This window comes from Citrobacter sp. Cf132 (assembly GCF_030333885.1).
In the GTDB taxonomy this organism is placed as follows: domain Bacteria; phylum Pseudomonadota; class Gammaproteobacteria; order Enterobacterales; family Enterobacteriaceae; genus Citrobacter; species Citrobacter freundii.
The window spans coordinates 265,722-283,138 of the sequence record NZ_JAOWFA010000071.1 but is presented as its reverse complement, the minus strand read 5'-3'; the positions used below and the strand labels follow the sequence as shown (position 1 = coordinate 283,138).

General features: G+C 52.7%; 17 protein-coding genes, 5 tRNA genes and 1 other RNA gene. 13 read left to right on the top strand and 10 right to left on the bottom strand.

Annotated features, from left to right (window positions below):
• Positions 1 to 8: 8 nt before the first annotated feature.
• From OGV85_RS21950 to pnuC, 8 genes are all read left to right on the top strand, one after another.
• Positions 9 to 84 (top strand) — tRNA-Lys (locus tag OGV85_RS21950).
• A 137-nt stretch (positions 85 to 221) separates the two neighbouring features.
• Positions 222 to 297: transfer RNA gene (locus OGV85_RS21945), tRNA-Val, on the top strand.
• A 3-nt stretch (positions 298 to 300) separates the two neighbouring features.
• Positions 301 to 376, top strand: a tRNA-Lys gene (locus tag OGV85_RS21940).
• 45 nt (positions 377 to 421) lie between these two features.
• A tRNA-Lys gene (locus OGV85_RS21935) sits at positions 422 to 497 on the top strand.
• A gap of 32 nt (positions 498 to 529) precedes the next feature.
• A tRNA-Lys gene (locus OGV85_RS21930) sits at positions 530 to 605 on the top strand.
• A gap of 22 nt (positions 606 to 627) precedes the next feature.
• A non-coding RNA gene (locus OGV85_RS21925) (RtT sRNA) lies at positions 628 to 761 on the top strand.
• A gap of 281 nt (positions 762 to 1,042) precedes the next feature.
• Complete coding sequence (nadA, locus tag OGV85_RS21920) at positions 1,043 to 2,086, top strand: quinolinate synthase NadA (RefSeq protein WP_003837113.1); 1,044 nt, start codon at positions 1,043 to 1,045, stop codon at positions 2,084 to 2,086.
• 27 nt (positions 2,087 to 2,113) lie between these two features.
• Positions 2,114 to 2,833 (top strand): nicotinamide riboside transporter PnuC, encoded by a 720-nt coding sequence (pnuC, locus tag OGV85_RS21915; protein WP_003022990.1) that lies wholly within the window; start codon positions 2,114 to 2,116, stop codon positions 2,831 to 2,833.
• Here pnuC and zitB read toward each other — a convergent pair.
• Together zitB and OGV85_RS21905 are read right to left on the bottom strand one after the other, a co-directional pair.
• Positions 2,830 to 3,771: a CDF family zinc transporter ZitB gene (gene zitB / locus OGV85_RS21910; RefSeq protein WP_003022992.1), complete on the bottom strand. Its 942-nt coding sequence runs from the start codon at positions 3,769 to 3,771 to the stop codon at positions 2,830 to 2,832. The two genes, pnuC and zitB, sit on opposite strands and share 4 nt — an antisense overlap.
• Positions 3,772 to 3,884: 113 nt before the next feature.
• Positions 3,885 to 4,259, bottom strand: a complete 375-nt coding sequence (locus tag OGV85_RS21905; protein ID WP_003022994.1) for a YbgS-like family protein — start codon at positions 4,257 to 4,259, stop codon at positions 3,885 to 3,887.
• A 317-nt stretch (positions 4,260 to 4,576) separates the two neighbouring features.
• Between OGV85_RS21905 and aroG the strand changes: the two genes are divergently transcribed.
• Positions 4,577 to 5,629, top strand: a complete 1,053-nt coding sequence (gene aroG / locus OGV85_RS21900) for a 3-deoxy-7-phosphoheptulonate synthase AroG (protein ID WP_003022997.1) — start codon at positions 4,577 to 4,579, stop codon at positions 5,627 to 5,629.
• A 107-nt stretch (positions 5,630 to 5,736) separates the two neighbouring features.
• On the opposite strand, the gene gpmA is transcribed toward aroG, so the two are convergent.
• From gpmA to modE, 7 genes are all read right to left on the bottom strand, one after another.
• Complete coding sequence (gene gpmA / locus OGV85_RS21895) at positions 5,737 to 6,489, bottom strand: 2,3-diphosphoglycerate-dependent phosphoglycerate mutase (RefSeq protein WP_003022999.1); 753 nt, start codon at positions 6,487 to 6,489, stop codon at positions 5,737 to 5,739.
• A gap of 232 nt (positions 6,490 to 6,721) precedes the next feature.
• Positions 6,722 to 7,762, bottom strand: a complete 1,041-nt coding sequence (gene galM / locus OGV85_RS21890; protein ID WP_032948869.1) for a galactose-1-epimerase — start codon at positions 7,760 to 7,762, stop codon at positions 6,722 to 6,724.
• Positions 7,756 to 8,904 carry a galactokinase gene (gene galK, locus OGV85_RS21885; protein WP_003845362.1) on the bottom strand — a complete coding sequence of 383 codons (1,149 nt, stop codon included), beginning with the start codon at positions 8,902 to 8,904 and terminating at the stop codon, positions 7,756 to 7,758. Before galK ends, galM begins: the two co-directional genes overlap by 7 nt.
• A gap of 3 nt (positions 8,905 to 8,907) precedes the next feature.
• Positions 8,908 to 9,954, bottom strand: coding sequence for a galactose-1-phosphate uridylyltransferase (gene galT, locus OGV85_RS21880; RefSeq protein WP_032948871.1), 1,047 nt, complete (start codon positions 9,952 to 9,954; stop codon positions 8,908 to 8,910).
• A 9-nt stretch (positions 9,955 to 9,963) separates the two neighbouring features.
• Entirely contained in the window at positions 9,964 to 10,980 is a 1,017-nt protein-coding gene (gene galE / locus OGV85_RS21875) for a UDP-glucose 4-epimerase GalE (protein WP_003023012.1), read from the bottom strand.
• Positions 10,981 to 11,197: 217 nt separating this feature from the next.
• Positions 11,198 to 12,670: a molybdate ABC transporter ATP-binding protein ModF gene (gene modF, locus OGV85_RS21870; RefSeq protein WP_003837099.1), complete on the bottom strand. Its 1,473-nt coding sequence runs from the start codon at positions 12,668 to 12,670 to the stop codon at positions 11,198 to 11,200.
• Positions 12,671 to 12,737: 67 nt separating this feature from the next.
• Positions 12,738 to 13,526, bottom strand: coding sequence for a molybdenum-dependent transcriptional regulator (modE, locus tag OGV85_RS21865; protein ID WP_003023018.1), 789 nt, complete (start codon positions 13,524 to 13,526; stop codon positions 12,738 to 12,740).
• 130 nt (positions 13,527 to 13,656) lie between these two features.
• On the opposite strand from modE, the gene OGV85_RS21860 reads away from it, so the two are divergent.
• From OGV85_RS21860 to modC, 4 genes are all read left to right on the top strand, one after another.
• Positions 13,657 to 13,806 (top strand): AcrZ family multidrug efflux pump-associated protein, encoded by a 150-nt coding sequence (locus OGV85_RS21860; RefSeq protein WP_003023026.1) that lies wholly within the window; start codon positions 13,657 to 13,659, stop codon positions 13,804 to 13,806.
• A 199-nt stretch (positions 13,807 to 14,005) separates the two neighbouring features.
• Positions 14,006 to 14,779: a molybdate ABC transporter substrate-binding protein gene (gene modA, locus OGV85_RS21855; protein ID WP_003023029.1), complete on the top strand. Its 774-nt coding sequence runs from the start codon at positions 14,006 to 14,008 to the stop codon at positions 14,777 to 14,779.
• Complete coding sequence (gene modB / locus OGV85_RS21850; protein WP_003023032.1) at positions 14,779 to 15,468, top strand: molybdate ABC transporter permease subunit; 690 nt, start codon at positions 14,779 to 14,781, stop codon at positions 15,466 to 15,468. Before modA ends, modB begins: the two co-directional genes overlap by 1 nt.
• Before the next feature lie 2 nt (positions 15,469 to 15,470).
• Entirely contained in the window at positions 15,471 to 16,529 is a 1,059-nt protein-coding gene (modC, locus tag OGV85_RS21845; protein WP_003837092.1) for a molybdenum ABC transporter ATP-binding protein ModC, read from the top strand.
• Here modC and OGV85_RS21840 read toward each other — a convergent pair whose 3' ends face one another.
• Complete coding sequence (locus tag OGV85_RS21840; protein ID WP_061548080.1) at positions 16,530 to 17,348, bottom strand: pyridoxal phosphatase; 819 nt, start codon at positions 17,346 to 17,348, stop codon at positions 16,530 to 16,532. It abuts the gene before it with no gap.
• Positions 17,349 to 17,417: the final 69 nt, after the last annotated feature.

Genomic DNA, 17,417 nt, shown 5'->3' with positions numbered 1-17,417 from the left:
AAAAAAGTGGGTCGTTAGCTCAGTTGGTAGAGCAGTTGACTTTTAATCAATTGGTCGCAGGTTCGAATCCTGCACGACCCACCAATCGCTAAGGTGGAACGCGATTGTAAAACGTGAAGGATAACGTTGCGTAAGCAACGGCCCGTAGGGCGAGACGAAGTCGAGTCATCCTGCACGACCCACCACTAACTCAGTTAGTAAGTAGTATCCAGCGTAGTATCGGGTGATTAGCTCAGCTGGGAGAGCACCTCCCTTACAAGGAGGGGGTCGGCGGTTCGATCCCGTCATCACCCACCACTCGGGGCGTTAGCTCAGTTGGTAGAGCAGTTGACTTTTAATCAATTGGTCGCAGGTTCGAATCCTGCACGCCCCACCAATTTATTGGTGGTACCGAGTAAAAATTTTCAGGTTATACCCGAGCGGGTCGTTAGCTCAGTTGGTAGAGCAGTTGACTTTTAATCAATTGGTCGCAGGTTCGAATCCTGCACGACCCACCATCCTGAAAGTATAAAGAAGTAAACCCCATAAGGGGGCGTTAGCTCAGTTGGTAGAGCAGTTGACTTTTAATCAATTGGTCGCAGGTTCGAATCCTGCACGCCCCACCAGTGTAAAAAAGCGCCCTAAAGGCGCTTTTTTGCTATGCGCAGGATTTCATGATTCGAACCTGCAGCAGGTTCGGGTCGAACGAAGTGAGACAACGGAGCCGTTTACGGCGATGGCCCGAAGGGCGAGCGTAGCGAGTCATCCTGCACGCCCCACCAGTGTAAAAAAGCGCCCTAAAGGCGCTTTTTTGCTATGCGCAGAATCAACGATTCGAACCTGCTTGCCTGATGCGCTTCGCTTATCAGTCCTACAGATGACACTATTCACGTAGGCCGGATAGGACGTCAGTCGCCATCCGGCATTCATCACACGCAATTATTGTGACTTTCTTACGCCAATCCGCTATCTTGTTTAGCATATAAAACAAATCTAACCGAATACGGCGTGCGTCACGCTTTTAATCGGTTATTTCGTTAAGCTAGTAAAACGAGAAAGCAAGATGAGCGTGATGTTTGATCCAGAAGCAGCAATTTATCCGTTTCCGCCGAAGCCAGCCCCGCTGAGTGTGGATGAAAAGCAATTTTATCGTGAAAAAATCAAGCGCCTGTTGAAAGAGCGTGATGCCGTTATGGTCGCGCACTATTACACCGATCCTGAAATTCAGCAATTGGCCGAAGAGACCGGTGGCTGTATTTCTGATTCTCTGGAGATGGCGCGGTTCGGCTCAAAACATTCTGCCTCTACGCTGTTGGTTGCAGGAGTGAGGTTTATGGGGGAAACCGCCAAAATCCTCAGCCCGGAAAAGACCATCCTGATGCCGACCTTACAGGCGGAATGTTCATTAGATCTGGGTTGCCCGATTGATGCTTTCAGCGCGTTTTGCGATGCGCATCCTGATCGTACTGTGGTGGTTTACGCCAATACCTCCGCTGCCGTTAAAGCACGTGCGGACTGGGTCGTCACGTCCAGTATCGCGGTAGAACTTATTGAGCACCTTGATAGTTTAGGTGAAAAAATCATCTGGGCTCCGGACAGACATCTGGGCAACTACGTGCAAAAACAGACCGGTGCAGACGTTCTTTGTTGGCAGGGGGCCTGTATCGTCCACGACGAATTTAAAACTCAGGCTTTAACACGCATGAAGGGGCTTTACCCTGATGCTGCGGTGTTGGTGCACCCGGAGTCCCCTCAGTCTATCGTTGATATGGCCGATGCGGTTGGCTCAACCAGCCAGTTAATCAACGCAGCTAAATCGTTACCGCATCAACAGCTGATTGTGGCGACTGACCGGGGCATTTTTTACAAAATGCAGCAGGCCGTTCCGGATAAAGAATTGCTTGAAGCGCCGACGGCTGGCGAGGGGGCAACCTGTCGCAGCTGTGCGCATTGTCCGTGGATGGCGATGAACGGCCTCAAGGCGATTGCTGAGGGCCTGGAACAAGGCGGGGCGGCTCATGAGATACATGTTGATGCTGCGCTGCGAGAAGGGGCGTTGTTGCCGTTAAACCGCATGTTGGAATTTGCGGCTACACTTCGAGCTTAATTAATTTTTTTTGCTCTGGGGGAAAAGATGGACTTTTTTAGCACGCAGAACATTCTGGTACATATTCCGATCGGCGCTGGCGGTTACGATCTGTCGTGGATCGAAGCTGTGGGGACGATCGCCGGGTTGCTGTGTATTGGTCTGGCGAGCCTTGAGAAAATAAGCAATTACTTCTTCGGCCTGATAAACGTCACGCTGTTTGCGATTATCTTCTTTCAGATCCAGCTCTATGCAAGCCTGTTGCTGCAAGTTTTCTTCTTTGCCGCCAACATCTACGGCTGGTATGCCTGGTCCAGGCAAACTAACCAGCATGAAGCGGAACTGAAAATTCGCTGGCTGCCGTTACCAAAAGCGATCGGCTGGCTGGCGGCTTGCGTGGTAGCGATCGGTCTGATGTCGGTCTATATCGACCCGGTCTTTGCATTCCTGACCCGCATTGCGGTGAACATTATGCAGGCATTAGGATTACAGGTTGTTGTGCCTGAGTTGCAACCCGATGCATTCCCGTTCTGGGACTCCTGCATGATGGTGTTGTCGATTGCGGCGATGATCCTGATGACGCGCAAATACGTCGAAAACTGGCTGCTGTGGGTGATCATTAACGTAATAAGCGTAGTGATTTTCGCCCTACAAGGCGTATATGCCATGTCGCTGGAGTATATGATCCTGACGGTTATCGCCCTGAATGGTAGCAGGATGTGGATTAACAGCGCGCGTGAGCGGGGTTCCCGCGCGCTGTCCCATTAATGGTGATGATGTGAATGGCCGGACACGCCTTGGTACAGGTGGCAGTCCGGCCCATTGCACGGCTGATACTCCATCTGGATCGTCGCGTGTTCAATCTGGTAGTGGTGGATAAGGAAATGCTGAATACGTTCCAGCAGGGCATCATGATCGTGCGGCGGGATCACCTGCACATGCAGCGTCATTACCGGTTTTTCACCCACCATCCAGACATGGACATGGTGTACATTGCGGACTTCGGGGATATCCCGGCTGAGATGGCGCTGCAGTGCGGCAATATCCAGCGTCAGCGGGGCACCTTCCAGTAATTCATTAACGCTATCCTTTAACAGTCGCCAGGCGCTGCGCAGTACCAGCACGGAAACCAGAATCGAGAGAATCGGGTCCGCAGGCGTCCAGCCCGTCCAGATAATAATAAGCGCAGCGATGATCGCCCCGACCGAGCCGAGTAAATCGCCCATCACATGTAGTGCCGCAGCGCGGACGTTCAGGTTTTTCTCCTCACTGCCGCGGTGTAGAACCCAAAAAGCCAGCACGTTGGCGAGTAAACCCGCGACAGCTATAACCATCATCATGCCGCCTGCCACGGGGCGGGGCGTATGGAAGCGCTCAATGGCTTCCCAGACGATTAAAATGGTGATCACGACCAATGCGATGGCATTAACAAACGCGGCCAGTGTCGTGAGCCTCAGCCAGCCGAAGGTGTGTCGTATTGTGGGCGGTCGATGGGAAAACCGGACGGCCAGCAGCGCGAAAAGGAGCGCTGCGGCATCAGTGAGCATATGCCCGGCATCAGCCAACAAGGCCAGTGAACCTGAAAGTATTCCACCTACCACTTCAACCAACATAAATCCGGCTGTAATGCAGAATGCAAACATCAAGCGGCGGGCATTATTGTCCTTGGGTTGCTCAGAGGAATTATGAGTATGCGAGTGCGCCATTATGCCATCCCTTTGTTATTCTCATCTTTACTGTATGCCATCATACCGTTTTTGGGATGATAAAATTAAAAAGGAGAGCTATTGCTCTCCCGTTATTAGCTTTATTTTCAGCGTTACTGCGTAGTGCCATCAGTTTTTGTCTCGGCATCATTATTAATGCCGTTTCCGGTCTCAACCTTCTTATTCACATCAGGGCAGCGACCGTCCTTACACATGGTGTTTTTGTGCATCTCGTCTTTGGTCATCCCTTCATGGTTCATTGATGAACCGTTCGGGTGCAGCATTGTGCCACCCGAATTCACGTTACTGTTGTCGACATTATTTGGTGCCACGTTTTCGCGTGCGTCTGGGGCGACCTGACCGGCATCCGCCGAGGAATTTGCCTGGCCGTTATTGGACTGCGTATTGGTTTCAGCAGCCAGCGCCGCGCCGCTGGCGAGGCTGAGTGTAGCGGTAAGAAAGAGTGAAGCCAGCTTTGTCATATGCATAATATGCTCCTGTTATGGTCGATATGTCGGATAACGTCTTCCAACAGTGCATGTGCCAGTTACATCATTAATATGTGGTTAATAGTTTTGCCTGAGAAATCAAACCCAGCATAGAATCTTGAAATTTATGAAAATTAAAGCTGTTACAGTTATAAATTGTAGGTTGGATCTCGTTTTTCGCTACTTTATTGCGTTTTTTTGGCCAATTCCAGGATTAATCCGTCCAAAGTGTAAAACCCAGTTTACACTTTATGACTGAAGATATAGATTGGAGGGATTGCATTCATTTATATAAGTATGGCAACGCTGGAATAATCATGAATTATCAGAACGACGATTTACGCATTAAAGAGATCAACGAGTTATTACCGCCAGTCGCATTGCTGGAAAAATTCCCCGCTACTGAAAATGCCGCAAACACGGTGGCTCATGCCCGTAAGGCGATTCATAAAATTCTGAAAGGGAGCGATGATCGCCTGTTAGTGGTGATTGGGCCGTGCTCTATTCATGATCCGGCAGCCGCTAAAGAGTACGCCGCCCGCCTGCTGGCGCTGCGCGAAGAGTTAAAAGGCGAGCTTGAAATTGTCATGCGCGTCTATTTTGAAAAACCGCGAACCACCGTCGGCTGGAAAGGGCTTATCAACGATCCGCACATGGACAACAGCTTCCAAATCAACGATGGGCTGCGCATTGCACGTAAATTGCTGCTGGATATCAACGATAGCGGATTGCCGGCTGCGGGTGAGTTCCTCGATATGATCACACCGCAATACCTTGCCGACTTGATGAGTTGGGGCGCGATTGGGGCTCGTACCACTGAGTCTCAAGTACACCGCGAGCTGGCATCAGGTCTGTCTTGCCCGGTTGGTTTTAAAAACGGTACCGATGGCACGATCAAAGTTGCGATTGATGCAATCAACGCAGCAGGGGCGCCACACTGCTTCCTGTCTGTGACCAAATGGGGTCATTCAGCGATCGTGAATACCAGCGGTAACGGCGATTGCCATATTATTTTGCGCGGCGGCAAAGAACCTAACTACAGCGCTCAGCACGTTGCCGACGTGAAAGAAGGTCTGATCAAAGCAGGGCTCTCTGCACAAGTGATGATCGACTTTAGCCATGCCAACTCCTGCAAGCAGTTCAAAAAGCAGATGGATGTTGCGAAAGACGTTTGCGGACAAGTCGCTGGTGGAGAAAAAGCGATTATTGGCGTGATGATCGAAAGCCATCTGGTCGAGGGTAATCAGAACCCGGATAGCGGCGAGCCGCTGACCTACGGTAAGAGCATCACTGACGCCTGCATTGGCTGGGAAGACACCGATGCGGTCTTACGCCAACTGGCAGAAGCGGTAAAAGCACGCCGCGGGTAAAAACGCATCCGGGCTACGCTCGGTAGGCCGGATAAGGCAACGCCACTATCTGGCAATAAAAAAGCGTGGAGCATTCCACGCTTTTTTCGTTTGACCCAGGATGAAAATTACTTCGCTTTACCCTGGTTCGCAACGGCTGCCGCTTTTGCTGCGATCTCGTCAGCGTTACCCAGATAGTAGTGTTTGATCGGTTTGAAGTTTTCGTCGAACTCATATACCAGCGGTACGCCGGTCGGAATGTTCAGTTCAAGGATCTCATCTTCGCCCATGTTATCCAGGTATTTAACCAGCGCACGCAGAGAGTTACCGTGAGCGGCGATAATCACACGCTCACCGCTTTTCATGCGCGGCAGAATGGTTTCGTTCCAGTAGGGGATAACGCGATCGATGGTCAGCGCCAGGCTTTCGGTAACCGGTAACTCTTTGTCGGTCAGCTTCGCATAACGCGGATCGTGACCCGGATAACGCTCGTCATCTTTGGTCAGTTCCGGTGGCGTTACCGCAAAGCCGCGACGCCATTGTTTAACCTGCTCGTCACCGTATTTTTCAGCGGTTTCAGCTTTGTTCAGACCCTGCAGCGCGCCGTAATGACGTTCGTTCAGTTTCCAGGATTTCTCAACCGGCAGCCAGGCCTGATCCAGTTCGTCCAGTACGTTCCACAGGGTGTGGATGGCACGTTTCAGCACAGAGGTATAAGCAAAATCGAAGCTGTAGCCTTCCTCTTTCAGCAGTTTACCTGCCGCTTTTGCTTCGCCCACACCTTTCTCGGACAGATCAACGTCATACCAACCGGTAAAACGGTTCTCGTTGTTCCACTGACTTTCACCGTGACGTACCAGAACCAGCTTAGTTACAGCCATACACTCACTCCTATAAATCATATTTAATGATAATAATTCTCATTATATTGCCGTAATGCGTCAGCGGCAATCCTTACGCATAACCATAGCGAAAATAGCGCCACAGTGTAAGGTTCTTGTGAACTCAAGGTTGCGATTTTGTCTTTGAACGGTGGGGATTTGAGCGGTTCTACTGTGATAAACAAGCAACAGGCCCGATACGTTACGTCATCGGGCCTGGGAGGGGGAGCGATTAAGCTGGAATAAACCGGTATTCCGTCACGCTGGCGTACTCTTCGCCAGGACGCAGGAAGCAGTCTGGCTGCGGCCATTCCGGATGGTTCGGGCTGTCCGGCAGGAACTCGCTTTCCAGCGCCAGACCTTGCCAGTCGGCGTAGGCATCAGGACCACGGGATGGCGTACCGCCGAGGAAATTCCCGGAATAAAACTGTAATGCCGGGGCGGAGGTGTAGACCTCCATCTGCAGTTTTTCATCCTGGGACCACAGTCGAGCGACCGGCGTATGCGTATTGCCCTGTGCCTGGAGCAGGAAGGCGTGATCGTAACCTTTTACCTTGCGCTGATCGTCATCGGCAAGAAATTCACTGCTGATGATCTTAGGCGTACGGAAATCGAAAGTGCTACCAGCGACGGATTTCAGTCCGTCATGCGGGATGCCCATTTCATCAACCGGCAAGTACTCGTCGGCGAGGATTTGCAGCTTGTGTTGACGCACATCCGTTTTGTCACCGTCGAGGTTGAAATAAACGTGATTCGTCAGATTCACCGGGCAGGGCTTATCGACCGTGGCGCGGTAGGTTATCGAAATACGATTATCGTCAGTCAGGCGATACTGCACGGTAGCGCAAAGATGGCCAGGGAAGCCCTGATCGCCATCGTCAGACGTTAAGGCGAACAGCACCTGGCGGTCATTTTGATTGACTATCTGCCAGCGACGTTTGTCGAAACCGTCCGGCCCGCCGTGCAGCTGGTTGTCGCCCTGACTTGGTATTAATTCAACGGTTTCGCCAGCAAAGGTATAGCGGCTGTTGGCGATACGGTTAGCGTAGCGACCAATCGAGGCCCCCAGAAATGCAGCCTGTCCCGGGTATTGTTCCGGGCTGGCACAACCGAGTAATGCTTCGCGCACGCTACCATCGCTGAGCGGAATACGCGCAGAGAGTAGGGTCGCGCCCCAGTCCATCAGCGTGACCACCATCCCTGCGTCATTGCGCAGGGTGAGCAGGCGAAACGGCTGACCGTCCGGAGCCTGCACGGGGATTTCGTTTAACATTGTCCGGCTCCTTGAGAAGGTTTGCAGACGTAGAATGTTTCTTTAATTCCAGTTTTTGCTTCGTACTGCTCAGCGACAGCTTGCTGTACGGCAGGCACCAAATCTTGCGGGATCAGCGCCACGATACAGCCGCCGAAGCCGCCGCCGGTCATGCGTACACCGCCTTTATCGCCAATGGTCGCTTTGACAATCTCAACCAGCGTATCAATTTGCGGCACGGTAATTTCAAAGTCATCGCGCATTGAGGCGTGAGATTCCGCCATCAGTTGGCCCATACGCAGCAGGTCGCCTTTTTCCAGCGCCTGTGCTGCTTCAACGGTACGCGCATTTTCCGTGATCACGTGGCGAACGCGTTTGGCGACGATCGGATCCAGCTCGTGGGCGACGGCGTTAAACGCTTCAAGGTTAACATCACGCAGCGCTGGCTGCTGGAAGAAACGAGCGCCGGTTTCACACTGTTCGCGACGGGTGTTGTATTCGCTACCGACCAGCGTACGTTTAAAGTTACTGTTGATGATCACCACCGCTACGCCCTCAGGCATAGAAACTGCTTTGGTGCCAAGCGTTCGGCAGTCGATCAGTAGCGCATGATCTTTCTTACCAAGTGCCGAGATCAACTGATCCATAATGCCGCAGTTACAGCCGACAAACTGGTTTTCAGCTTCCTGACCGTTCAGGGCAATCTGCGCGCCGTCGAGCGGCAGATGATAGAGCTGCTGGAATACCGTACCCACAGCGACTTCCAGCGAGGCAGAAGAACTTAACCCCGCGCCCTGTGGGACGTTACCGCTGATCACCAGATCAGCACCGCCAAAGGCGTTATTGCGCTTTTGCAGATGTTTCACTACGCCACGCACGTAGTTTGACCACTGCTGGCTGTCGTGGGCGATAATCGGCGCATCAAGCGAGAACTCATCAATCTGATTGTCGTAATCAGCGGCGATCACGCGGACTTTTCGATCGTCGCGTGCCGCACAACTGATAACGGTTTGATAGTCGATGGCGCAAGGCAGAACGAAGCCGTCGTTATAATCGGTATGTTCGCCGATCAGGTTTACACGACCCGGTGCCTGAATAGTATGGGTGGCAGGGTAGCCAAATGTTTCTGCAAACAGAGATTGTGTTTTTTCTTTCAGACTCATTATTTAAACTCCGGATTCGCGAAAATGGATGTCGCTGACCGCACGCAGTCGTTCAGCCGCTTGTTCTGCCGTCAGGTCGCGCTGGGTTTCTGCCAGCATTTCATATCCGACCATAAATTTACGCACGGTCGCGGAACGCAGCAGCGGCGGATAAAAGTGTGCATGCAACTGCCAGTGTTGGTTTTCTTCACCGTTAAACGGTGCGCCGTGCCAGCCCATGGAGTAGGGGAATGAACACTGGAACAGATTGTCGTAACGACTGGTCAGTTTTTTCAACGCCAGCGCCAGGTCAGCACGCTGTTCTTCGCTCAAATCAGTGATACGCAGCACATGCGCTTTAGGCAGCAGCAGCGTTTCGAACGGCCACGCGGCCCAGTAAGGCACAATCGCCAGCCAGTGCTCGGTTTCTACGACCGTACGACTGCCGTCCACCAGTTCGCGCTGGACGTAATCAACGAGCATCGGTGCGCCTTGTTCGGCGAAGTATGCTTTCTGCAGGCGATCTTCACGTTCGGCTTCGTTAGGCAAAAAGCTGTTGGCCCAAATTTGTCCGTGTGGGTGCGGGTTCGAGCACCCCATCGCTGCGCCTTTATTCTCAAATACCTGCACCCAGGGGTAGATTTTCCCTAAGTCTTCGGTCTGCTCCTGCCACGTTTTTACGATTTCTGTCAGTGCAGGGACGCTGAGTTCCGGCAACGTTTTGCTGTGATCGGGTGAGAAGCAAATCACGCGGCTGGTACCGCGCGCGCTCTGGCAGCGCATCAACGGATCGTGACTGTCCGGCGCGTCCGGTGTATCGGACATCAACGCAGCAAAGTCATTGGTAAAGACATAGGTCCCGGTGTAATCCGGGTTTTTGTCGCCGGTAACGCGCGTATTGCCAGCGCACAGGAAGCAGTCCGGGTCATGTGCAGGTAGTACCTGCTTAGACGGAGTTTCCTGCGCCCCTTGCCACGGGCGTTTGGCGCGATGCGGTGATACGAGGATCCACTGCCCGGTGAGCGGGTTAAAACGGCGGTGTGGATGATCGACAGGATTGAATTGCGTCATGATTGGTCCTTAATCCGAATATCCCTGTGGGTGGCGTGACTGCCAGTGCCAGGTATCTTGCGCCATTTCATCCAATGTGCGGGTCACGCGCCAGTTGAGCTCGCGATCGGCTTTGCTGGCATCAGCCCAGTAGGCCGGAAGATCGCCGTCACGGCGCGGGGCGAAATGGTAATTCACCGGTTTACCGCAGGCTTTGCTGAAGGCGTGGACCACGTCCAGCACGCTGCTGCCGATGCCTGCACCGAGATTATAAATATGCACACCCTGAATGCCTGCCAGTTTTTCCATGGCGGCAACGTGGCCGTCGGCGAGATCCATCACATGGATGTAGTCGCGTACGCCGGTGCCATCTTCAGTAGGGTAGTCATTGCCAAATATGGCAAGAGACTCGCGGCGGCCAACCGCAACCTGCGCGATGTAAGGCATCAGGTTGTTTGGAATACCTTGCGGATCTTCCCCCATATCTCCTGACGGATGAGCGCCAACTGGGTTAAAGTAGCGCAGCAGGGCAATGCTCCAGTCGGGCTGAGCTTTTTGCAGATCGGTCAGGATCTGTTCCACCATCAGCTTGCTTTTGCCGTACGGACTTTGCGGTGTGCCGGTGGGGAAGCTTTCAACGTAAGGAATTTGCGGCTGATCGCCATAGACGGTCGCGGAGGAGCTGAAAATGAAGTTTTTCACGTTGGCTGCGCGCATTGCATTCACCAGACGCAGAGTGCCGTTGACGTTGTTGTCATAGTACTCCAGCGGCTTGGCAACGGATTCTCCAACGGCTTTTAAACCGGCAAAATGGATGACCGTATCAATGGCATGATCGTGCAGAATTTCGGTTATCAGCGCTTCGTTACGGATGTCTCCTTCCACGAAGGTCGGATGCTTGCCGCCTAAACGCTCAATGACGGGCAGTACGCTGCGCTTGCTGTTGCAGAGATTATCCAGGATCACCACCTCGTGACCGTTTTTCAGCAACTGCACGCAAGTGTGGCTTCCAATGTAACCGCTACCACCTGTAACCAATACTCTCATAATTCGCTCCGTTAAGCCTATGGTATGCAATAACCATAGCATAACAAAGATGCGAAAAGTGTGACACGGAATAAATTAGTGGAATCGTTTACACTCCAAGATTTTCACTCGATGCTGCTGGTTACTTTATTATAAATCATTATGTTAGGTTGTTATTACAGCGATTGTCTGAAAAAAAAACAGAAAAAAGGGCGTGATAAACGCCCTGGCATGAAAATTAACGCAGAGAGGTTTGTCGATAGCCATAGATATCGCCCTCGGGTACAAACTCTAGCCGATGGGTAATGCAGGCCGGGGCATCTTCGGCGTGATGAGAGACGAACAAAAGCTGAGTTTCGCCTTCACCGATCAGGACATCCACAAACCGACGGATCAGTTGGCGGTTGAGCGGATCTAATCCTTGCAAGGGTTCATCGAGGATCAGCAATGTAGGATGTTTCACCAGAGCACGAACAATCAACGCCAGCCGCTGCTGTCCCCAGGAAAGACTATGAAATGGCGCATCCGCGGTACGTTTATCGATGCCAAGAATATCCAGCCACTGTTGTACCAGCTTGTGCTGCCTGTCGGAGACGGCCTGATAAATGCCGATTGAATCGAAATAACCGGAGAGAATAACGTTGCGAACTGTCGTACTTACCCGGTAATCCAGATGCAGGCTGCTGCTGACATAGCCAATGTGTTTTTTGATATCCCAGATAGTTTCACCGCTGCCCCGGCGTCGGCCAAACAGGGTCAGGTCGTTGCTATATCCCTGGGGATGATCGCCGGTGATTAAACTGAGCAGGGTTGATTTCCCCGCACCGTTGGGGCCGACGATTTGCCAGTGTTCCCCCGGATTTACCCGCCAGCTCAGATGATGCAGGATAGGGCGATCGTTATACGAGACAGTGCCATCTTTAAGCACAATGCGCGGCTCGTTATCTGACAATGTGTGGCGTACTGAAGGCTCATCCGGCTCGGGTAACTGGATGCCTTCCAGCCGCTCGCTATGGGCAAGTTGAGCGATTAATGCCTGTTGCAGAAGGTCGATTTTTGCGCCGGTTTCCGTCAGTGTGCAATCGGCAAGCACGCCGGCAAACTGCACGAATTCGGGAATTTCATCAAAGCGATTAAGCACCAGTACCAGCGTTAAACCGGCCTGGTGCAGCTCATCGAGCAGTTCTGCTAACTGGCGGCGGGACGCGACGTCCAGCCCGTCAAAGGGTTCATCAAGGATCAGCAAATCTGGCGTGGACATTAATGCCTGGCAGAGCAGAGTTTTGCGTGTTTCACCGGTGGAAAGGTATTTGAAACGCCTGTTGAGTAGGGCTGAAATGCCAAACTGCTGCGCCAGCGCAGCGCAGCGGGCGGGATCGTTGACCTCATCCTGAATGATTTCTGCGGTGGTGCGCCCTGTGTCGTCTTCACCGGGACTAAGAAGATCGGTGTTGTTCCGCTGCCACTCGTCGCTGACCAGCTTTTGGAGCTGCTCAAAGGAGAGTCGGGTAATACGTGTGAACTGGCAGCGGCGTTCGCCTTTCAGGAGCGGCAACTCGCCCGCCAGCGCGCGGGCCAGCGCAGATTTCCCGCTACCATTAGAGCCAACAAACGCCCAGCTATCACCCGCGTTTAACGTCAACGCATCTAACTGGAGCGTTTTTGTGTCGCTAAGACGAAACATGCCTTGCGAAATTTGCAACGATGACATTTTGTATCCCATTATTTGCAGCGATGAATAACAGGGATACGTGTTCTTCAGGCTGATGTCAATTAACTCAGCACAGTGTGGCGATAATCACTCTGTCCGCATTAAAATATGCTGTGACGTTAGCGCCTTCAGTTAATGTGTGGGTCTGATCTATCGGCAACGTCGCGCAGAGCGTCTGGCCATCTGGCAACGTCATCAGCACTTCACACTGTTCCGCACCGCGTTCAATATGGCTAATCGTGCCCTGCAACTGGTTATCGGCAGCCTGAGCAATGGCGTCGTCCTGAGTGATTCCCACCCACGGCGCTTTCAGCAGAATCAGTACTTCTTTGCCTTCCTCAAGACCCAGACGCTCACCGCTTTGCGCAGTGATTGCCACTTTCAGGCGCGTTTCACCATCGGCCAGCAGGACGTCAACATGCTGCTGGACCTGATCGTGGTCGCGAGCGGTAATAGTGCCAAACCACTGGTTACGGGCGCTGGTTTGCAGTGAAAAACGCGAGATAGCTGCCAGCAGGCTGTTGAGCGGTAGCGCATCGTCATCGCTCAAAACATCAAACGCTTTTTGTTGGATTTGCGCCAGTAAATCATATAACTGGATTAAACGTTGGCCATAGCGCGTTAACACCGCGCCACCGCCGCCTTTACCGCCTGTGGCACGTTCAACCAGCGTCTGCTCGCTGAGCTGGTTCATTTCGTTAATCGCATCCCAGGCGCTTTTGTAGCTGATACCTGCATCCTTCGCGCCCTGACTGATGGAACCGGAAAGCGCAATGTGCTTAAGCAGAGAAATGCGACGGGGATCAGCAAACAGTTTTTGCTGAAGTTTCAGCGTAAGAAGGATTTCGGCCTGCATCACAAGCTCCTGGCAAAAAAGGGTATTGTGACGGAAAACCGTGCCTGAGCAAAGCCGACCGCACAAAAGGGGAGTGCTTTTCTGCGTTATGTGGTTAGAATACAACTAAGGACTATATCTGGAGTTGACCATGTTAGAGTTATTGAAAAGTCTGGTATTCGCCGTAATCATGGTACCTGTGGTAATGGCCATCATTCTGGGTCTGATTTACGGACTGGGTGAAGTGTTCAACATTTTCTCCGGTATCGGTCAGAAAGACCAGTCCAGACAGAATCATTGATTCCCCAAACGCCCGCTCAGTCGGGCGTTTATATTTTTAGCCTTCCTACTCGTTTTCTCTCGCTACAGTTTCTCAAGATCCTGCTTTCCCTGCCGATATTTTCTTTGTGTAACCTCTAATTGGTATCAATAACCACTGGGAAAATCCTGGTTTAATCGTTATATTTGCGCCTACATAACGAAACGCAAAGGAGTTACAGATGGCACGTACATGGTTACGCTTGTTTGCAGGGGCAACACTTTCTCTTACTGTTGCCGGACATGCGCTGGCGGATGAAGGAAAGATTACCGTTTTCGCAGCGGCTTCGCTGACCAACGCGATGCAGGACATTGCAACGCAATATAAAAAAGAGAAGAACGTTGATGTTGTCTCCTCTTTTGCTTCTTCTTCCACACTGGCGCGTCAGATTGAAGCAGGCGCACCGGCCGATCTGTTTATTTCTGCCGATCAGAAATGGATGGATTACGCGGTAGACAAGAAGTCGATTGATACCGCAACGCGTGAAACGCTGTTGGGTAACAGCCTGGTGGTGGTTGCGCCGAAAGCCAGCGCACAGAAAGACTTCACCATCGACAGCAAAACCAACTGGACCAGTCTGTTGAACGGTGGGCGCCTGGCTGTTGGCGATCCGGAACATGTTCCGGCAGGCATTTATGCCAAAGAAGCGCTGCAAAAACTGGGTGCATGGGATACCCTGGCCCCGAAACTGGCTCCTGCTGAAGACGTGCGCGGTGCGCTGGCGCTGGTAGAGCGTAACGAAGCGCCGCTGGGGATCGTCTATGGTTCTGATGCCGTCGCCAGCAAGGGCGTAAAAGTTGTGGCGACCTTCCCGGAAGATTCGCACAAAAAAGTGGAATACCCTATCGCGATTGTTGATGGGCACAAAAACGCAACGGTTAGCGCGTTCTATGATTACCTGAAAGGACCGCAGGCTGCTGAAATCTTTAAACGTTATGGATTTACGACCAAGTAATGATACTGACCGATCCTGAATGGCAGGCCGTTATACTGAGCCTGAAAGTTTCTTCCCTGGCCGTGTTGTTTAGTCTGCCATTTGGGATCTTCTTTGCCTGGCTACTGGTGCGATGCAAGTTCCCGGGCAAAGCGCTGCTCGATAGCGTACTGCATTTGCCGCTGGTTCTGCCGCCTGTGGTGGTGGGGTATCTGCTGTTGGTCTCTATGGGACGGCGCGGATTCATTGGCGAATGGCTGTACGACTGGTTTGGCATCACTTTTGCCTTTAGCTGGCGTGGGGCGGTGCTGGCCGCTGCGGTGATGTCCTTCCCGCTCATGGTGCGGGCTATTCGTTTGGCGCTGGAAGGTGTCGACGTCAAGCTGGAGCAGGCGGCCCGCACGCTGGGAGCCGGACGCTGGCGCGTCTTTATGACCATTACGTTACCGCTGATGCTGCCCGGCATTATTGTTGGTACGGTGCTGGCGTTTGCGCGTTCCCTTGGGGAATTCGGCGCAACCATTACCTTTGTTTCCAACATTCCTGGTGAAACCCGCACCATTCCTTCGGCGATGTATACCCTGATCCAAACCCCGGGCGGCGAAAGCGCGGCGGCGAGGTTATGTATCATTTCCATTGTGTTGGCGCTGATTTCGCTGCTGATTTCTGAATGGCTGGCGCGTATTAGCCGTGAGCGGACGGGGCGATAATCATGCTTGAACTTAATTTCTCCCAGACGCTGGGGACGCATTGTCTGACGCTCAACGAAACGCTGCCAGCCAGCGGCATCACCGCTATTTTTGGCGTTTCCGGTGCGGGCAAAACCTCACTGATTAACGCCATCAGTGGTCTGACGCAGCCGCAGTCCGGGCGCATCGTGCTCAACGGTCGGGTCTTAAACGACGTCGAGAACGGTATCTGTTTAACGCCGGAAAAACGCCGGGTGGGCTATGTTTTCCAGGATGCGCGCCTGTTCCCGCACTATAAAGTGCGCGGCAACCTGCGTTACGGAATGGCGAAAAGCATGGCCGGACAGTTTGATAAGCTGGTGGCGTTGTTGGGCATTGAACCGCTGCTTGACCGTCTACCAGGCGGTCTTTCTGGCGGTGAAAAGCAGCGTGTCGCCATCGGTCGGGCGCTGCTGACCGCGCCTGAGTTATTGCTGCTTGATGAGCCGTTAGCCTCGCTGGATATACCGCGTAAACGCGAACTGCTGCCTTATCTGCAACGCCTGGCGCGGGAAATTAATATTCCGATGCTGTACGTCAGCCACTCGCTTGATGAGATTTTGCACCTGGCAGATAAAGTGATGGTGCTGGAAAACGGGCAGGTCAAAGCGTTTGGTTCGTTGGAAGATGTCTGGGGCAGCAGCGTGATGCACCCCTGGCTGCCTAAGGAACAGCAAAGCAGTATTCTGAAAGTCAGCGTGCTGGAACATCATCCACACTACGCGATGACCGCGCTGGCGCTTGGCGATCAGCATCTGTGGGTCAACAAGCTGGAGCAACCGTTGCAAACCGCGCTGCGTATTCGTATTCAGGCCTCTGATGTTTCATTGGTACTGCAACCGCCGCAACAGACCAGTATTCGTAATGTTCTCCGGGCAAAAGTCGCGCAATGCTATGACGATAACGGTCAGGTGGAAGTTCAGCTTGAGGTGGGCGGTAAGACGCTGTGGGCGAAGATCAGCCCGTGGGCCAGGGATGAACTGGGTATCAAACCTGGCCTGTGGTTGTACGCGCAAATTAAGAGCGTATCGATTACCGCCTGATTACAGCAGGTGAGAGTAGATAAATTTCGCGATGCTGTCGGTGGTGTTATCACCAATCACGATGTTGGCGCGGGCTTTGACCGCGTCATCCGCGTTGCCCATCGCCACGCCAGTGCCTGCGACTTCCAGCATGCTGATATCGTTAAAGTTATCGCCAAAGGCAATCACGTTTTCCATTGACCCGCCCTGTGCTTCTATCCACTGGGTCAAGCGTCGTCCTTTACTGTTGCCTTTACGGGCAATGTCGACCTGATCGTGCCAGGACCATTCACACTCCAGCCCCAGCTGTTGCTCGACATACCGGCCAAACCGCTGCAGTTTCGGAATATCTTCGTCGGTCAGAGCAAATTTCCAGACGGCGTTAACGTCATGCGCCGCCTGCGCCAGCGAAGGAACCTGGGTGAAGGTCGGGCGCTGTTCCGGCGGCAGCGTTTGTGCCCAGTTAGCGGTACGCACTACATGCCCGGTAGGGCGCTCATACAGCATGGCCTCATCCACATACATCAGCCCGTGGATCTGATGTTCATCCAGCATTTCGATCAGCTGTAATGCCTGGTCTACTGGAAGTGGATCGGATTCCAACACCTTTTTTGCTTGATAATCATACAAATAGGTACCGTTACAGCAAATTGCAGGTGTATCCAGCGCCAGTGCCTGATAAAAAGGATGAATAGCAACGTGATGGCGACCTGTGACAATGATAAGTTGGTAGCCTGCTTCTCTGGCGCGCGAGAGCGCTTCGAGAGAGGATGGCAGCAAGGTTTTTTTCGGGGTCAAGAGGGTACCGTCTAAATCCAGGGCAATCACGCGTGCGGTCATAGGTTTATCCAGATTAAGGTTGAGAATTATGTCTGTTGGAATGGTACACCGAGACGGGAGCCGGACAAA